The following is a 16,895-nucleotide window of genomic DNA, read 5'->3' on the forward strand; positions in this document are numbered from 1 at the left end:
TCCCGATCGGGTGGAAACCGATCGTCAAAAAAGTGATCGATTGTTCACTTTTTAGGTTCTTTTAACTTCCAACCTGGTTTGACAGCTTGCCGGGAACGGGCAATTACTAAACAGTCATTTGGCACATCTTCCGTCACTACAGAACCCGCCGCTACAGTAACATCTTCCCCCAAAGTTATCGGTGCAACCAGCACGCTGTTAGAACCGATTTTGGTTCGATCGCCTATTTGAGTTTTGTGCTTGTTTTTTCCGTCGTAATTCGCCGTAATTGTCCCAGCACCGATGTTGACTTTTTCTCCCAAAGTCGCGTCGCCTAAATAAGACAAGTGAGCGGCATTACTTCGATCGCCTATTTGAGTATTTTTCACTTCTACAAAATTGCCGACGCGACAGTTCGCGCCAATTTCTGCGTGTCCCCGCAAGTGTGCGTAAGGGCCAATCCGCGAATTTTGGGCTACCATACTGTCAGAAACCACCGAATAAAGCACAGTCACGTTTTCTCCAATTTGACTGTTTTCGATCAAACTGCCGGGGCCGATGCGACTCCCCGAAGCGATCGAAGTTTGTCCCCGCAAGTGAGTTTGCGGTTCAATTACCACATCCGGCTGCAACTCTACGGTATCGTCGATCGTGATGCTGTTGGGATCGAGCAGCGTCACTCCCGCCGTCATCCACTTGTCTTTTACCCGGGTTTGCAAAATATCGCAAGCTGTGGCTAAATGTTTGCGATCGTTAATTCCCAATATTTCTTGATAATCTTCCACATCCACCGCCATCACCGGAGAGAGGAAATTTACCGTATCGGTTAGGTAATATTCTTTTTGGTCATTTTCTGCCTTCAATTCTGGCAAAATTTTCTCTAAATCCGGCCAGTGAAAGCAGTAAACACCTGCATTAATTCGGTGGCTTTGCTTTTGAGCTTGTGTGCAGTCGCGGTCTTCGACAATTTGCTGGACTAAGTTTTGACTGTCGGTAAATACTCGCCCGTATCCTTGAGGATTTGGCAAACTAGCTGTCAATAAAGTTGCAGAGTTTTGGTGCTGTTTGTGAATTGCCATCAATTGTTTGATAGTTTCTGCCCTCAGCAAAGGTACATCTCCATTTAATACCAGCAAATCTCCTTGAAATCCCTCTAAGTGAGGCAGCAATTGTTGGATAGCGTGGCCTGTTCCCAATTGTTCGGTTTGTTCGACAAATTCTAGGGGAGGAGATTGAGGATTGTCCGGTATTTCTTTACCACCTATCAAAGCTTCTTTGACGAGTTCGCCTCGATAACCGACGATGACAATGCGCCGGGAAATTTGAATTTCTTGACAACTTTGGAGGACTCGCTCAACTAGCGATCGACCGGCCAATTCGTGTAGAACTTTGGGCAAGTCAGATTTCATGCGCGTGCCGCGTCCAGCAGCTAAAATTGCTATTGCTACCATTGTGCGATCGAGTTTTTTGCTATAAAAACTTGAATATTGACTAACTGATGATATCACTCGCTGTCCGTCGATGGCACTGGGATCGCACAATTTTTTAATCTCAAATCTCGAATCCGCGCGATCGAGACTTTTTCCAGGCGGATGTCGGTTTTAGAGGCTATGCTTGCGATATCTGGACTGGCGCGCCCGGTATCAAAAACCCGGTGCAGCAGTATTTGGCGGCTTAGCAAGAGGACTTGCATTCCTCACTACAAACCTGAGTTCGGCTTAAAGCCAAGCAATGCAAGTCCTTCCCCAAGGGATGCGAGGGGGAGCGAGAGTGAGAATTTGCATCTTTGGGCTGGGATTTGCCGCGATATATTATACTATTCATTGAATTTCAGTTAGGGTGTTTTCAACTTAAAAAAACTATTTATGACTTTTTCATTCCTTCTGCATTATCAGGTGTCGAGCTATGACAGAGCTTAATTTTCAGGAACTTGCCAAGCAGGGAAATCCACAGGCGCTCGCATCTTGGGTTGAGGGCCAGTTGCAATCTGAAGGCATCACAGCCTCCGCGAATCTCGACGGCGACTGTTTGGATGTAATTCTTGAGGCCGAGCAGGTACCGATAGAAGATACGTTAGTTGATTTTGTCCGCACCGAGCTGACGAAATTGCAGCCGGATTCGATTCGCAAAGTGAAGGTTGAGGGCCGAGAAAGGGGTCAGATTGCTGCTGCTTGGAGTCAAGAGTTTAGTTTGGAGAACAGCAATTTTGAACCACAGAGCTTTGGGGGAGAATCTGCGCCCAATACTGCGGTTACTAATATGGACGATCGCACAGAGATGGAGAGCAATATTGAGGAGGAGAAACCGCCGGAACTGGCTGCATTTGAGAACCGGCTGCGATCGACTTTTATTGTAGTTGGGCTGGTGACGGGTATGTTGGCGATCGCCGTGGTGGCGTTTGTCGGTAAGATTGTGAACCAGCCAGCAGCAACAGCGGGGAAGAATTTAGATGAAACAGCAAATTTAGCAACTGCACCGGATACTGGACCAGATACTTTTCGAGAAGCCGTTAACAGCGCAGTCAAAGCAGCAGAATTGGGGCGATCGGCAAAAACCAAGGAAGATTGGGCGACAGTTACCGATCGCTGGCAAGAAGCGGTATCATTAATGAGAAGAGTACCGCAGTCTAGCCCCAACCATCAACTAGCTCAGACAAAAGTGCTCGAGTATCAGAAATATCTGCTTTACGCTCAAGAAGCAGCAGTAAATCCCCCTCTGCCAACTCCAACTCCCGCCACAGCCGAAAAAGCACCTTCGGATAAAGCAACTCCTAAAAAATCCAATTCGCCAAAAGAAACTTCGGAGAAAGCAACTGCTAAAAAATCCAATGCTGAAAAAAGAGCTTCGGAGAAACCAACTTCTAAGAAATCTCCTTCCGACCAAGCAGAACCCGAGAAAAAAGCTCCTTCCCGATAGATGTTAAAACATAGATTTGAAGATTTATGACTGACAACACTTTAATCGTTTCTCCTCAATGGTTAGCCACCAATACCGAAAATCCGGAAGTTGTAATTATTGACTGCCGATTTTCCCTTGCCGACCATGAATTAGGACAAAAACAATATCAAGAAAGTCACATTCCCGGAGCTTTCTATTTAGATTTAAACCGGGATCTCGCGAGTTCAGTTCGCAAACGCGGCGGCAGACATCCGCTGCCAAATATTGAAGAATTAGCTGATAAATTGAGTGCGCTCGGTATTAATTCAGCAGAAACTTTAGTCGTCGCCTATGACGATTCGCGAATGGCTTTTGCGGCTCGTTTGTGGTGGCTGCTGCGATATATGGGACACAGCAAAGTCGCTTTGTTAGACGGCGGTTTCAGCGGCTGGAAAGCGGCCGGATATCCGGTAACAAATATTTTGCCAGAACCCCGCGAGGGTAACTTTGTTGCCCGCTTGCAGCAGGATTTGGCGGTAGATATTGAGGCGGTGAAAGAGCGTAAAGACTTGCCGGGAACGGTTTTGGTTGATTCGCGAGAAAGCGAGAGATATGAAGGTTTGCGGGAGCCGATCGACCCCATTGCAGGTCACATTCCGGGTGCGGTTAACTATCCTTGGCAAGAGGTGACGGATAAAACTGGAAAAGTGCGATCGACCTCGGAACAAAAACACCGGTGGGCAGAATTAGAAAAAGCGGAAGAAATCATCGTTTATTGCGGTTCCGGGGTGACGGCTTGCGTTAATTTACTGTCTTTAGAAATTGCTGGAATTCCCGATGCTAAACTTTATGTCGGTAGCTGGAGCGACTGGTGCTCTTATCAGTTATAGGGTGCACTCATCGAGATGATTGTTGACTGTTGACTGTTGACTGTTGACTGTTGACTGTGATTTCTAGGGTGGGCACCGCGCACCAAAGCGGGGAATCACTTTGGCGCACCTTACGGGGAATAAAAGGAAAATCAAATATAGCAACCGCCAAGACGGCTAGGGCGTTGTTAATGGCTAAAACGATTGATTTTATTGCTTATTCCTTCTTCCTTCTTCCTTCTTCCTTCTTGCTTTATAGCAACCGCCAAGACGGCTAGGGCGTTGTTAATGGCTAAAACGATTGATTTTATTGCTTCTTTCTTCTTCCTTCTTCCTTCTTCCTTCTTCCTTCTGCTATAATACCCTAAAAATCAAAATAAATATAAGGCAAACCGCCTTCGGGAGCCAACACCCAAACCGCATACAAACAAAGCGGCACTAACACCAATTTCATCGGCCAATTTAACTCTAACTTCAAACCCCGACTCAACGCATAATTCCCCAGCATCGCCGCAGCCAAAGCCGCCAATATCCAAGTTAAATGCACTCTTTCCAAACCCAAAGCTTCCACATAAACTTTATCGGCAAACTGCACGTCAGCAGTGTGTCCCCACAAATGGGAAATCGCCCATCCAGAATCCTTTAAATCGGGAAGGCGGAAAAATATCCAACTACCAAAAACCATCGCCTGAGTCAACAGCCAACCGATCGCAATCCCGATCGGATTTTCCCACAAAAACTCCAGCCGCAACCGCTTAAACAGCACATCAGTCAGCCGGTGAACCGCCAAAGCCAAACCGTGCAAACCTCCCCACACAATAAATCCCCAAGCAGCCCCGTGCCAAATTCCCGCAATTAACATGACGAGGGACAAATTCAGACAAGTGCGCCACAAACCGACTCGGGAACCTCCCAAAGGAAAATACAAATAATTGCGCAACCAATCCCCTAAAGTCATGTGCCACCGCCGCCAAAAATCGGCTATGCTGGCACTAAAATAAGGGAAATCAAAATTTGGTGGCAAATACCAACCCAGCAGCAAAGCAGTACCGCGCGCCATGTCAACATAGCCACTAAAATCGAGATAAAGTTGCAGCCCGTAAGCAAAAATCGCCAGCCACAAATCCTCGCTACCCGCCCGCTGCAAGTTGGTAAAACTTAAATCGACATAAATTCCCAAGTTATCTGCGAAAAGACCTTTTTTTACTGCACCAAAGGCGATCGTCCAAAGTGCCTCAGAAAGGCGATCGGGCGTCGGAAATTTCTGGGTTTTCAGTTGATAGATCAAGTTGTGATACCGAGTAATCGGGCCGGAAATCAGTTTCGGAAAAAACAACTTGTAAGCAGCAAAGTGCAGCAGCGAAGTAGCAGCAGGTGCGCCTCGGTACACGTCAATCAAATAAGCAATGCACTCAAAGCAAAAGAAACTCAATCCCAGGGGTGCGATGACGTGACTTTTCACCCAGTCAGCACCGTCGAGAGCAAAAGGCCAATTTAACAAAGTGCCGATCGAACTCAATAAAAAAGGCACATACTTAAAGCCCAGAAGCAGCAACACATTCAGGCAAATTCCTATCCACAGCAGCCACAAACGGCGGCGGTTCCAAGATTCATTAGCAATCCGCCAATCCAGAGGTTCCCCAATCGCCATCGCCAAGCAGTAATTAAACAGCATACCGACTAACAGCAGAGGAATGTACCAAATTTGCAGCGAAGCGTAAAAAATCAGACTAGCGGCCAGCATGATGAACAGCCGCCACCACCGCGCCGGAACCAACCAGTAAGCCGCAAATAAAACTAGCAGAAACAGGGCATATTGAAGGGAGATGAAAGTCATACCATTTTAGATTTTAGATTTTAGATTTTAGATTTGGGAATGGCTTACTCTGTAGGGGTTTGGATATTGCTTAGAGTTGCATTATTTTTTTAAACAGGTGTCATTTTTCACTAATAAATAAGCTCGGATATTCGATCGAGACACAGCGCCGCACCCAAGGCTTGTCAACAATCCGGCTAAAACCCTCTGTCTCTCTCATTTTTCCCGCAGCCTCGATCCTCTTCGCATCCGCCTTAAAAAGGGGGATGCAAGAAAGTGCTTCCAGTTCCACCCTTTTTAAGGTAGGGGGGATCGAGACTCGCTCAACTAGCGAGATTTATTATGGATTTTAGCCGCTGACACGAAAAAAGGCACTGCCTAAGTCCCTACTATATTGTCGGCAACTGAGAACTGCTATATTTTACAGCACCAAGGTTAAATGCTGTTGCAATTTAAATAAATATTGCCTGCTATCAAACCATACCAATTTTAAAAAGTCTTGCTACAATCCTCCATCTTATACCAATTATTAATTGTCGCAGATACCCGTCACGACTTAGGCAAAGCCTCAGTCGCTACAGATGCTCGCGTACAATATATATATGTAGCACTACTTTTCAGAATTATTATAAATTAACTGCTGCCTTAATGAGAGCGGATTAAATTTGAGCGATCGCCTGCTGGCGGGAGGTATTCGTTTGAGAAAGCACCACAACTGTAGCGGTAGACAAATCCTCCTCTTCCCAAATTTCTCAATGTTGGGAAGTCATCGCCATAGCAGGTATTTGGCAAGTAGCCCGATCGCATTTCAACTCTTCCAAAACCTCAAATCCGGTCAGATCCGGCATCATAACGCCCTTTAAAAATTGCGATCGGTTGCTCAAAAAGCAGCCGGTCGCAATTTTTCAACTCTCTTGGCTGCCTCGATCGCAGTACAATAAATTTGTGAACACAAGTTTTTCAGCAAATACCGAAAAACTATCTTCATCCTCCCCAATCAAAACTTTTGCTGCTGAATCCGGCGCTGACCGAAAGCATCCAGGATACAAGCCCCCGGATGAATCCGGGGAGAAATAAAAAACCTGTATCCGATGAAACTTGCCCCCCGAATTTATCCGTGGGGTCAAGGCTTCAATTCTTTAATCTAAAATCTCAAATCTAAAATCGATTGACGAGGGATAATTTGCGCTCGCCAGCGGTATTTCATCTCCCTTAGCAGCGGATATTTCCCAAGAGTTTTCTTCATCGGGAGCATACACGATCGGCAGTTTGACAAAAAAAGTCGAACCCACTCCGGGCGAACTGGTAATGTCAATACTTCCCCCCAGAAATTCCGCCAGTTTTTTGCACAGAGACAATCCCAATCCGGTGCCTTTGACGCCCTTCTGCAATGGATTTTCTATTTGGACAAATTCTTCAAAAATCCGTCTTTTGTCGGCTGGGGAAATGCCAATACCCGTATCTGCCACTGAAAAAGTAACTGTTTCCCCGTCTCCTATTTCCGCAGCAACTCGAACTTCGCCTGCTTCGGTAAACTTGAGGGCATTAGAAATCAGATTGCGCAAAATCTGAGAAACTTTTCCCTCGTCAGTTGTGAGGGTGGGAAGTTCTAGAGGCGCTTCAAAAATCAGAGTAACGGCCGAGTTTTGGGGAAGCAGGGGGCGCATCATTCCTCGCAGGGCGCTGAACAAATCTTCGACTTCAAAATTACCCACGCGACTCGTTAGTTTTCCGGCTTCCACTTTGGCTAAATCTAACGAGTCGTTGACAAGTTCTGCGAGAGACTCAGCGGATTTGTGTATGTAATTTACTTGCTTTTCCTGTTCTGGTGAAAGTTCTCCGTCGAGGCGATTTAACAATATTTCCGAAAGCAGCAGAATTACCGTTAGCGGAGTGCGAAACTCGTGGCTCATATTGGAGAGAAAGCTGGTTTTGAGTTGGCCCTCTCGCCGGAGAGATTCGGCTTTGTCGTTCAATTCGGCGTAAAGTGCCACGACTCCGCGATTGGTATCTTCTAGTTGTTGATTTAATTGTACGAGTTCTTCTTGACGCTGGCGGAGTTCCTCTAAAGTCCGAAGTAATTCTTGATTTTGCTGCTGAATTTCGGCGTAGGGATCTTCGGGAATTTGGCGCGTTAGTTTGTCCACTAATTGATTTAGTTCGATCGCACTCAGCGTAGGCATATGTTTGGAAAAGTGCTTAATTAATTGTACAGCGGTGCCGCGATCGGGCGCCGAATCGATTTCCACCTCGTGCATCAACCGTTTTGCTGCTGCTAAACCGAGTCCCGCACCGGTTCCGGATCGAAAATTGGGGCTCAACACAACCGCTAAATCAGCAATTCCCGGCCCGGTGTCGGAAATCCGAGTCCGAAAAATTTGGGGCGATTCCCCTTCCACAATGAATTCTACTTTGCCGCCACCTGCATATTTGAAAGCATTGCGGGCAATTTCGGAAACTGCTGTGGCGATGCGGGTTTGTGCTTGGGAATCGAATCCCAGCCCTGCGGCAATTTGGCGAGCTTTTTGGCGTACTTGTACGATGTCTTGTTCAAAGCGGACTTGGGCCGTCAGGATTGGGTAACTCACGCTGCTTCTCTCATCTTGGCTACTATAACTGTTATGTCATGGCGAGTGCGTTTGAAGTCCCGGTAGAGCACGGCTGCAATTAAAGCAGGATGTCTGGCCCCTAAACCCGGGTAGTGGTTTAAATTCCACTGCGCCGCCAAACCGTCAGAGTGCAGGATGAGTAAGGACTGCTGCGACCAAGGACAGACAAATTCTGCTACTTTTGGCATCATATGTCCAACTGTGCCATTGTACGAAACCATACTGCGGGTTTGGCGATCTGTGACGACTACACCGCTGATGTTGCCAATTCCGGCAAAACAAACTGTTTGTTGAGTACGATCGATTTGGGCGATCGCCACTAATGGATTGCAGTTTGAAGCCATCCAAGACTTAGTTCGTTGGCTTAAACTACCAGAAAAAAGAACTGCAAAAATTGCTTAAACGCATCATGCAAGGTGATGTTGTCAGACTGATGCTGACACACAAAGATAAATTGCTAAGGTTCGGTGCTGAGCTGGTATTTGCTCTGTGTGAGGAATTTGAAACGCGGGCGTGGTCATCATTAACAAAACCAATGAAGAAGTGACCTTTGAGCAAGAGCTAGTTCAAGATATGCTTGAACTCCGAAGAGCGTGTTCAGCGCTCGTCTTTATGGCTCTAGAAGCAAAAAGAACAAAAAATTTTGATGGCATGACTCAAGTAGTTAAGGAGGTGGCTTGATGCTGCTAGGTTTTAAGACCGAACTCAAACTAAACGACCGACAACGGACACAGTTAGCTTGCGCATTGTGGAGTAGCACGTCACGCTTGGAATTGGGGATTGTGGCTAACCAAAAACATTCTCGACCATAACAAAGCTCATCCAGATGAAAAACTCAAGTTTCCCACAGCTATAGACAAGCACAAACTGTTAGTAGCCTTGGTGAAGTCAGAAAATCCTTGGTATTACGAGTGCAGTAAATCTACACCGCAACAGGCATTAATGGCTTTGCGCGAAGCAAGGAAGCGGTGCTTTAACAAGACTGCGGGAGTACCGAGATTTAAGAAAAAAGGGATCCGCGACTCTTTCACGTTAGAAGGAACAGTCAAAATTTTGGGTAACAACAAAATCCAAGTTCCCGTAATTGGCATTCTCAAGACTTACGAAAGGTTGCCACAAGTATTAACTTGCGTCTTGCACGATATCCCGGAGTGCGGACAGGTGGTTTATCAGTTTCAGATTTGATGTAGAACAGCAAGAGTCATGCCAAACAAGCGTCGTAGGAGTTGACCTCGGTATTAAAGCATTAGCTACTCTCTCAACAGGTGAAGTGATTCCCGGAGCAAAATCCTACAAAAAGTACGCAGCCAAGCTGTCAAGAATGCAGTGGCTCAATCGCCATAAAACTATCGGTTCAAACAACGGTCAAAAGGCACAACTCAAAATAGCTAGACTGCACGGGAAAATAGCTAACATCCGCAAGGATACGTTGCACTTCCTCACGACATTACTTGCTAAAAACCACGGCACAGTAGTGATTGAAGACCTCAACGTGTCAGGTATGATGGCTAATCACAATCTGGCAACATCTATTGCTGATATGGGCTTCTTTGAGTTCCGCCGCCAGTTAACCTACAAGTGTCAATTGTATGGCTCTAAGGTGGTAGTGGTTGACCGTTGGTTCCCATCCAGCAAAACTTGCTCTAACTGTGGAATCAAAAAAGAAACACTTTCCTTGGATGAGCGAGTGTTTGAATGCGACCATTGTGCATTCAAGATTGACCGCGATTTGAACGCAGCGATTATTCTGTCAAAAACCGTCAGTTAGACGGGGCTCGTGCCTGCGGACTGGTGAGTGCCGACACCGCCAGGATGAAGCAGGAAGTAAGCTTCTAACTACATAGGACGAGATTTGTCTAGTTTTGAGTAGTTGTGAGTAAGTCTTATGTAACGGTTAAGTACCTAATTGCAAAATGCGTTTGACGATCGCACTGGTAGAACTCGGAACTTCTATTTCGATTAAGGAAATCTTGCCACCTCCGGCGATAACAGCCGGTGCTTCCGGTAGAGTTTCGACTTGATAGTCTCCTCCTTTAACGTATATATTTGGCTTCAGGATATTTATGAGTTTAGTTGCTGTAATCTCGGAAAAAATTACTACGGCGTCTACTGGTTTGAGGGCGGCTAAAACTTCGGCTCGCTGATTTTCCGGTACGATCGGGCGAGGTGGCAATCCCGGCTGCTGCGGTTTGATAGCTTGCACGCTGGCATCGCTATTCAAGCCCACCACGAGCGATCGCCCCAAATTTTTTGCCGCCTGCAAATAGCGGACGTGGCCAGCGTGTAGGATATCGAAGCACCCGTTAGTAAACACGATCGGGCGCCAGTTGTCCGGATCGGATGCGATCGATCTTTCAAGTTCTTTCAACCTGTAAACACCAGAAATCATTGCAGTCATTACCAGCAAATTTGAACAGCGAGCAATTATCCTACCAAAAAATGTGATTTTTTGCACTTTGGCTATTGAACAATCCAGCACTCAAGCTGCCGATAATTAGTAGTTGGCGATTAGTAATTGGCAATTAGTAATTGGTGACTCTTAAGCCAGAAGGAAGAAGTAAGAATGCCCGGCGAACCCGATGTGGTAAACAGAAGGAAAAAGGAAAAAACAGCTACTCGTGTATCTGTGGCAGCCGTATCGTGCTGCTGGTAATTAGAGGTTAAAAAGGTTCGGGAACAATTATTTATTCCACCCCTCTGTTATATCAATTACTATAAGACAGGGGATGCGAGTTCCACGGCCTGAAGCAGGCGATCGGGGAGTGGGAACCATAGGGGGTGAAACCCAGCGAAACGCGCTCCTGCTGTGTCTACTATTTCTGACACCGTCGCGCGAGCGAAAGCTAGTTAAAAGCACCGAACCCAAGCGTGCAGATCTCATCTTTAAGCTGGATTCGTCAGACTATAGAAGAAGCCAGCAGTTGCTTGCTGCCGTTTCTGGGCGCTATCTTAACCAAGCTTTACAGCCACCCCAGAAGCGTGGCGCCTCTTCCAACTCTGCATACCTGTGCAGAAACTCGATCCTTTGGGGTCGCAACCGCAGCCTGTGAAAACCCAGAGGAAAGTCGAGGTGGGTCCCCCAAGCAGCTATTTTGGTGGAAAATAGCTTGGAACTCGTTCAACAAAATCCAGTCAACTACCCCCTTAAATCTAACGGTGTAGAATTATCTCACAGGAATTATGAAAGCAAGTAATAGCCGTCAATTTTCTTCAGTAGCTGCTCAAACTCTAAAAGTAGTCGGGATTATCTTGATTCTCTCTGCTTTGCTTGACTGCATTGTTCTGTCGCTGCCGGGAGAAACTTCGGACCTTCTCAATCGAGCCTGGCAGTTGGCCGCAGCAACTCAGATAGTTGACAGGGGCATTATTCCTTTGATGGGTATCGCCCTGCTGATGACTGGCTTTTGGGTGGACAGCAGCAGTGGAGTCTCTATTGAGCGACGCAAGGTTTGGCTGGACTTGCGATTCTGGGCCCTGTTGATTTCCAGCTTGTTAGGTCTAGTTTACCTATCCCTGGTTCCCGTTCACCTCAACAATACTCGTTTGGAACTCCAAGATGCTCTAGCTCAAGTCGATAGAGAAGCGGGACAAGCGGAAGGTCAACTTGAGGCGCAAATTACAAGCGATCAGTTTAAAGCTCAGATAGAACAGCTCAAAAACCAGCGGCGCGCCCAGATAGCCGCCCTGCTGCAAGACGACGGGAAGCTGCAACAAGCCCTCCAAAGCTCAGATGTTCCCCAGGAATTGAAAGCTGTGCTTCGGAATTCCAAAAATGACCCGAAAGCCCTCGACAACTTCCTGGAACAGCAAGCTCAAGAACTGCCCACTCAAGCTCGCAACGAGATTCGCACCCGCAAGCAACAAAAAGAGAAAGAGTTAAGAACTCGATCGAGAAATTCGAGTTTGCAGACGGGAATCAGCAGTTTGTTGTTAGCTATAGGCTATATTACCGTGGGTTGGACGGGATTGAGAAGTATGGGAATTCTGCGGTTTGGCCGCCGCAAAAATTGACCGGTGCTGGCAGGGATCGCGCTGGTCGAGACATCCCTGAGAAATAGTTTGTTTACCCAATAGTTTGCCATTACTGAAAGCTGGGAATGTTCTCAATTTATATTCTGACTTACAACGAAGAGATTGATATCGCCGCTTGCATTGAATCGGCACTGCTTTGTGACGATATCATTGTAGTTGATTCTTTCAGCACCGATCGCACCCTTGAAATTGTTCAGAACTATGCCGTGCAAACAGTGCAGCACCGCTTTGAAACTCACGGACGCCAGCGGACTTGGATGCTCCAAGAAGTCCCGTGCAAATACGAATGGGTTTACATCCTTGAAGCTGACGAGCGGATGACGCCTGCACTGTTTGCTGAATGCTTAAAGGCGATCGAAAGTCAAGAATATATCGGCTATTACGTAGCTGAAAAAGTAATATTTATGGAGCGCTGGATTCGCCGCAGCACTCAATATCCCCGCTATCAAATGCGCCTGTTTCGCAAAGACCGAGTGTGGTTTACTGACTACGGTCATACTGAACGGGAAGTCTGCAACGGGCCTACTCACTTTTTGAAGGAAACCTACCCTCACTATACTTGCAGCAAAGGTCTTTCCCGCTGGATTGAAAAGCACAACCGCTACTCTACTGACGAGGCGGCTGAAACTCTCCGCCAATTAGAAGCGGGTCAAGTAAATTGGTGGGATTTAGTGTTTGGTGCGTCGGAGGTGGAAAGGCGCCGCGCTTTGAAAGATTTTTCTTTGCGCTTGCCTTTGCGGCCTGTGGTGCGCTTTTTCTATATGTATATTTTACTCGGCGGATTTCTTGACGGTCAAGCGGGATTGGCTTGGTGCACGCTGCAAGCTTTTTATGAATATCTAATTTTGCTGAAAGTTTGGGAAATGAAGCATCTGCCACTGCCAAATTTAGAGGTAGTGGCAGAACAATCTCTTTCGGAAGTAGTAACAGTTGATTCGCCTAAAGTTTCTTATAATCTTGGCGCTTCCGATACTCGAAATTAAGAATTGATAATGGGTAATTGGGAATTGATATATAGCCATCCTTTCGTGAGTTATGAACGTGGTTCAGGCACTCGTAGCCAGTCCAGGCTACGAGTGCCTGAACCACAACTCCTGCAAGGATTGCTATAGCAACAGCCCATCAGGGTTATATAGCCTTTCTCAGGTAAATGACGTATATATTAAGGCTTGAAAATCCCGACCTACACAGAAATTTGTGTACCTCCTCTTGGTGAGAAAAGCTAGAGCATTTGAGATTTTAGACTTTGGGGTAAGCGCGAGCGTCGCAGGATTTTAGATTTTAAATTAAAGAATTGGCAATGACTGATTCCGTAAGGGCTTGGAACACGGGCCGAGAGTTGCATTGTTTTTTTTAAATAGTGTTAGGAATTTCTGGCTAAGGGCACAAACATGAGCGTTTGATTGCTTCTTCCTTCTTCCTTCTATCCGTTATAGCATTTTCGATGGCGATTAAAGAATTGGAAATAACCTACTGCATAAGGGTTGCCAGCTTGCCTAAGCTGTTGCGGCATTTAAATTATCTGTCAAAAAACAATCAAACAATGAGTGGGGTGGGCGTCCCGCCCGCCTCGAATATGCAATTTAAATGCGCGACAGCTTAAAGTTGCATTATTTTTTGAAATTGGTATTAAATCCGTTAAATCTTCTGAAAGCGAATCAGTTGCCGAACTTCCTTCTTTCGCCACAACAACAAAACAGAAAAAACCCGGTTTCTTGGAGAAACCGGGTTTCTGAATACCCTCAAGTTTTACGATTAATAAAGTTTTGATTGTTAACTCAAAACTCTCACCACTCAAAACTCAAAACTATTAAGCATTACGCATGGCTGTTTTTGCCCGATCGATCTTTAAAATCAACACACCCAAAGGCGGCAAACACAAGTCGATCGAATAAGGACTGTTGTGGAACCACCACTCATCAGTCCACTTGCCTCCCAAATTCCCCATATTGCTACCGCCGTACTCCCGCGCGTCGCTGTTAAACAACTCCGTATAGAAACCCTGTTCCGGCACTCCTACCCGATAGTGAGAGTGGGGCTGCGGTGTAAAATTGCACACCGTCACCACAAACTCGTCCCCATCCTTCTCTCGGCGCACAAAGGCCACGACACTGTGCCGGTTGTCGGTGCAATCAATCCACTCAAACCCATCCTCAGCAAAATCTTGACTGTAAAGTGCCCTTTCGCTGCGGTACAAATTGTTCAAATCCTTAAAAAACAGCTTCAACTTTTGGTGCGGATCGAATTGCAGCAACTGCCACTGCAAATCCCCCCAAACGTTCCACTCGTGCCACTGACCGAACTCCATCCCCATAAAGATCGTTTTCTTTCCGGGATGAGCAAACATAAAAGTAAACAAACACCGCACGTTTGCAAACTTTTGCCATTCGTCCCCTGGCATTTTCCCGATGATGTGAGCCTTGCCGTGCACTACCTCATCGTGGGACAAAGCCAGCATGAAATTCTCGCTGTGGTTGTACCACATACTGAAAGTTATGTTGTTCTGGTGGAACTGGCGGAACCACGGGTCCATGTGGAAATAGTCGAGCATATCGTGCATCCAACCCATGTTCCACTTCAGGTTGAAGCCCAAACCGCCTACATAGGTCGGCCAAGATACCATCGGCCAAGAGGTAGATTCTTCGGCGATCGACAGCGCCCCTGGGAAATAGCTAAAAATGACGTGATTCGCCTGCCGCAGAAAATCTGCAGCCTCGATATTTTCCCTGCCTCCGTACTGGTTGGTCAACCATTCTCCTGGTTCGCGGCAGTAATCCAAATAAAGCATTGAGGCCACCGCATCTACGCGAATCCCGTCGATGTGGTACTTGTCAAACCAGAACAGAGCGTTTGATACTAGGAAATTCCGCACTTCGTTGCGGCCGTAGTTAAATACTAGGGTTCCCCACTCTTTGTGCTCGCCCTTGCGGGGGTCGGCGTGTTCGTACAAGTGAGTTCCGTCAAAGAAAGCCAAACCGTGGCCGTCTTTGGGAAAATGTCCCGGCACCCAGTCCACCAGTACGCCAATGCCGTTGGCGTGGCACTGGTCAACAAAATACATGAAATCTTCAGGTTTGCCGTAGCGGGAAGTTGGGGCGAAATAACCGGTGACTTGATAGCCCCAAGAACCGTCAAAAGGATGTTCGGCGATCGGCAGCATTTCGATGTGGGTGAATCCCAAATCTTTGACGTAGGGAATCAGCCGATCGGCTAATTCCCGGTAAGTCAGAAAGCGCGCCCCGGGATTCAGTTCCGAAACCTGTACGGCGGGTTCTATTTCCCCATTTGGTAGCACGGCGGGTTCGTCAGTAGCGGCGTGCAGCCAAGAACCGATGTGGCATTCGTAAACCGAAACCGGCTGCGTCAGTTGGTCTGTGTGCCGCCGCTGTTCGATCCAAGCGCTGTCGTTCCAAGTGTAGGTATTTAAGTCAGTGACAATTGATGCGGTTTTCGGCCGCACTTCTTGCTGGAAACCGTAAGGATCCGACTTTTCGTAGGGATGTCCGTCTTGGTTTTTCACTTCGTATTTGTAGTGAGTTCCCACGAGTAGTCCCGGAATAAATAATTCCCAGATCCCGTTTTGCGATTTCCGCATTTGATGTTTGCGGCCGTCCCAATAGTTGAAATCGCCTAAAACAGACACGTTGCGGGCATTCGGGGCCCAAACGGCAAAATATACTCCTGTGATGCCGTCTACGGAGGTGAGGTGCGCCCCCAGTTTTTCGTAAATCCGGTGGTGGTTGCCTTCTGAGAATAAGTGAAGGTCAAATTCTGTGAGTTTGGGCGATCGAAAGGCGTAGGGGTCGTAAATAAAGCGATCGTGTTCTCCTTCTTTGACCCGCAGTTGATAGTTTGCTAGTTCTGGGGTTTCGATCGTACATTCAAAAAAATGAGGGTGATGCTCTGATTTCATCGGGTATTCGGCCCTGGTCTCCGGCACAACCACCGATACCGCATCCGCATTCGGCAGATAAGCTCGGACGACCCAGAGTTTTTTGCCATTTTCTTCTAGCGCGTGGGGGCCTAGCACTTCAAATGGATCGTGGTGCTGATTCCAAACAATCCGGTCAATCTGTTCAAAGGGGACGGTCGCGGGCATAAAACTACTTACCTCAATCTTTTGACTAAATGGCTTTCAAGACCGTTGGCGGCGCTGCACTTTACCTTTCGATACATTTTTGATCGCTAATCCTACCACTGATTAGCATGATTTTGCCTTTCTCGGCTCCAGCGCGCGCCCGAGGCGCACACAGCAGGCAATCTTATTACCTTGCCGACGGCCGAGCTGGGGTTTTACTGCTAACATCTAAGTATAGAAATATTAAAACAAATTGAAAAATTTATATTTTCTCCCAAATACCCTTGACTTTTAATCAAATATGTGGTAACCATTTGTTAAAATTATTGTCGGTTTGTGGCTGCCGGAGGGTCAAGGAGAGTAAGTGTTGGGGAGCAGCTAATTCTAAAACCTGGTGGGATGCGGGAAATGAGCGTGGCTTTAGCCCGATCGTGCCAAGCCGCTCAAGCGGTTTTAACCGCAGTCAGTTTAGGGTAAAATTAGGTTGTGAGTAGAAATATTTATCAGGAAAATGGGTTGAAAACCCCGTCCTTTTAGGACGGCTTTTCTTGATTCTTGATGTACTGCTTCAATACTTCAATTGGTGCGCCTCCAACCGAGCTAACAAAATAGCTAGGACTCCAAAGAGCATCTTT

The 16,895-nt window shown here is 46.8% G+C and carries 15 protein-coding genes and 1 pseudogene; 7 read left to right on the plus strand and 9 right to left on the minus strand.

Annotated features, from left to right (window positions below):
• Positions 1-44 precede the first annotated feature (44 nt).
• Both glmU and QUB61_RS18100 read right to left on the minus strand, forming a co-directional pair.
• Positions 45-1,430 (minus strand): bifunctional UDP-N-acetylglucosamine diphosphorylase/glucosamine-1-phosphate N-acetyltransferase GlmU, encoded by a 1,386-nt coding sequence (gene glmU / locus QUB61_RS18095; protein WP_333131053.1) that lies wholly within the window; start codon positions 1,428-1,430, stop codon positions 45-47.
• 53 nt (positions 1,431-1,483) lie between these two features.
• Entirely contained in the window at positions 1,484-1,672 is a 189-nt protein-coding gene (locus QUB61_RS18100; protein WP_333131026.1) for a hypothetical protein, read from the minus strand.
• A 212-nt stretch (positions 1,673-1,884) separates the two neighbouring features.
• Between QUB61_RS18100 and QUB61_RS18105 the strand changes: the two genes are divergently transcribed.
• Both QUB61_RS18105 and QUB61_RS18110 read left to right on the plus strand, forming a co-directional pair.
• Positions 1,885-2,895: a hypothetical protein gene (locus QUB61_RS18105; RefSeq protein ID WP_333131029.1), complete on the plus strand. Its 1,011-nt coding sequence runs from the start codon at positions 1,885-1,887 to the stop codon at positions 2,893-2,895.
• Positions 2,896-2,921: 26 nt separating this feature from the next.
• Positions 2,922-3,746 carry a sulfurtransferase gene (locus QUB61_RS18110; RefSeq protein ID WP_333131031.1) on the plus strand — a complete coding sequence of 275 codons (825 nt, stop codon included), beginning with the start codon at positions 2,922-2,924 and terminating at the stop codon, positions 3,744-3,746.
• A 343-nt stretch (positions 3,747-4,089) separates the two neighbouring features.
• Here QUB61_RS18110 and QUB61_RS18115 read toward each other — a convergent pair whose 3' ends face one another.
• The 4 genes from QUB61_RS18115 to QUB61_RS18130 all read right to left on the minus strand — a co-directional run bounded on the left by QUB61_RS18115 (position 4,090) and on the right by QUB61_RS18130 (position 8,494).
• Positions 4,090-5,562, minus strand: a complete 1,473-nt coding sequence (locus QUB61_RS18115; RefSeq protein WP_333131033.1) for an MBOAT family protein — start codon at positions 5,560-5,562, stop codon at positions 4,090-4,092.
• A gap of 624 nt (positions 5,563-6,186) precedes the next feature.
• Positions 6,187-6,348 (minus strand): hypothetical protein, encoded by a 162-nt coding sequence (locus QUB61_RS18120; protein ID WP_333131035.1) that lies wholly within the window; start codon positions 6,346-6,348, stop codon positions 6,187-6,189.
• Positions 6,349-6,680: 332 nt separating this feature from the next.
• On the minus strand, positions 6,681-8,129 hold the full coding sequence (locus QUB61_RS18125; RefSeq protein WP_333131037.1) for an ATP-binding protein: 1,449 nt from the start codon (positions 8,127-8,129) through the stop codon (positions 6,681-6,683).
• Positions 8,126-8,494, minus strand: coding sequence for a hypothetical protein (locus QUB61_RS18130; protein WP_333131039.1), 369 nt, complete (start codon positions 8,492-8,494; stop codon positions 8,126-8,128). The genes QUB61_RS18125 and QUB61_RS18130 overlap by 4 nt, the downstream gene beginning before the upstream one ends.
• Between QUB61_RS18130 and QUB61_RS18135 the strand changes: the two are divergent.
• From QUB61_RS18135 to QUB61_RS18145, 3 genes and pseudogenes are all read left to right on the plus strand, one after another.
• A pseudogene (locus tag QUB61_RS18135) lies at positions 8,475-8,797 on the plus strand (recombinase family protein); the annotation flags it as partial. The gene QUB61_RS18130 and the pseudogene QUB61_RS18135 overlap by 20 nt on opposite strands.
• Before the next feature lie 133 nt (positions 8,798-8,930).
• Entirely contained in the window at positions 8,931-9,335 is a 405-nt protein-coding gene (locus QUB61_RS18140) for a hypothetical protein (protein ID WP_333131041.1), read from the plus strand.
• A complete protein-coding gene (locus QUB61_RS18145; RefSeq protein WP_333131055.1) occupies positions 9,319-9,918 on the plus strand; it encodes an RNA-guided endonuclease TnpB family protein in 600 nt (199 codons plus the stop codon). The genes QUB61_RS18140 and QUB61_RS18145 overlap by 17 nt, the downstream gene beginning before the upstream one ends.
• A 126-nt stretch (positions 9,919-10,044) precedes the next feature.
• On the opposite strand, the gene rfaE2 is transcribed toward QUB61_RS18145, so the two are convergent.
• Complete coding sequence (gene rfaE2 / locus QUB61_RS18150; RefSeq protein WP_333131057.1) at positions 10,045-10,539, minus strand: D-glycero-beta-D-manno-heptose 1-phosphate adenylyltransferase; 495 nt, start codon at positions 10,537-10,539, stop codon at positions 10,045-10,047.
• A gap of 791 nt (positions 10,540-11,330) precedes the next feature.
• On the opposite strand from rfaE2, the gene hpsJ-B reads away from it, so the two are divergent.
• Together hpsJ-B and QUB61_RS18160 are read left to right on the plus strand one after the other, a co-directional pair.
• Positions 11,331-12,161: a hormogonium polysaccharide biosynthesis protein HpsJ gene (hpsJ-B, locus tag QUB61_RS18155; protein WP_333131043.1), complete on the plus strand. Its 831-nt coding sequence runs from the start codon at positions 11,331-11,333 to the stop codon at positions 12,159-12,161.
• Between the two features lie 86 nt (positions 12,162-12,247).
• Entirely contained in the window at positions 12,248-13,165 is a 918-nt protein-coding gene (locus QUB61_RS18160; protein WP_333131045.1) for a glycosyltransferase family 2 protein, read from the plus strand.
• A gap of 827 nt (positions 13,166-13,992) precedes the next feature.
• Here the strand turns inward: QUB61_RS18160 and glgB are convergent.
• Both glgB and QUB61_RS18170 read right to left on the minus strand, forming a co-directional pair.
• Positions 13,993-16,281 (minus strand): 1,4-alpha-glucan branching enzyme, encoded by a 2,289-nt coding sequence (gene glgB, locus QUB61_RS18165; protein ID WP_333131047.1) that lies wholly within the window; start codon positions 16,279-16,281, stop codon positions 13,993-13,995.
• A gap of 512 nt (positions 16,282-16,793) precedes the next feature.
• On the minus strand, positions 16,794-16,895 hold a 102-nt coding region (locus QUB61_RS18170), incomplete at its 5' end, for a transposase (protein WP_333131059.1).

This window comes from Microcoleus sp. C2D2, assembly GCF_036702495.1.
GTDB lineage: Bacteria > Cyanobacteriota > Cyanobacteriia > Cyanobacteriales > Microcoleaceae > Microcoleus.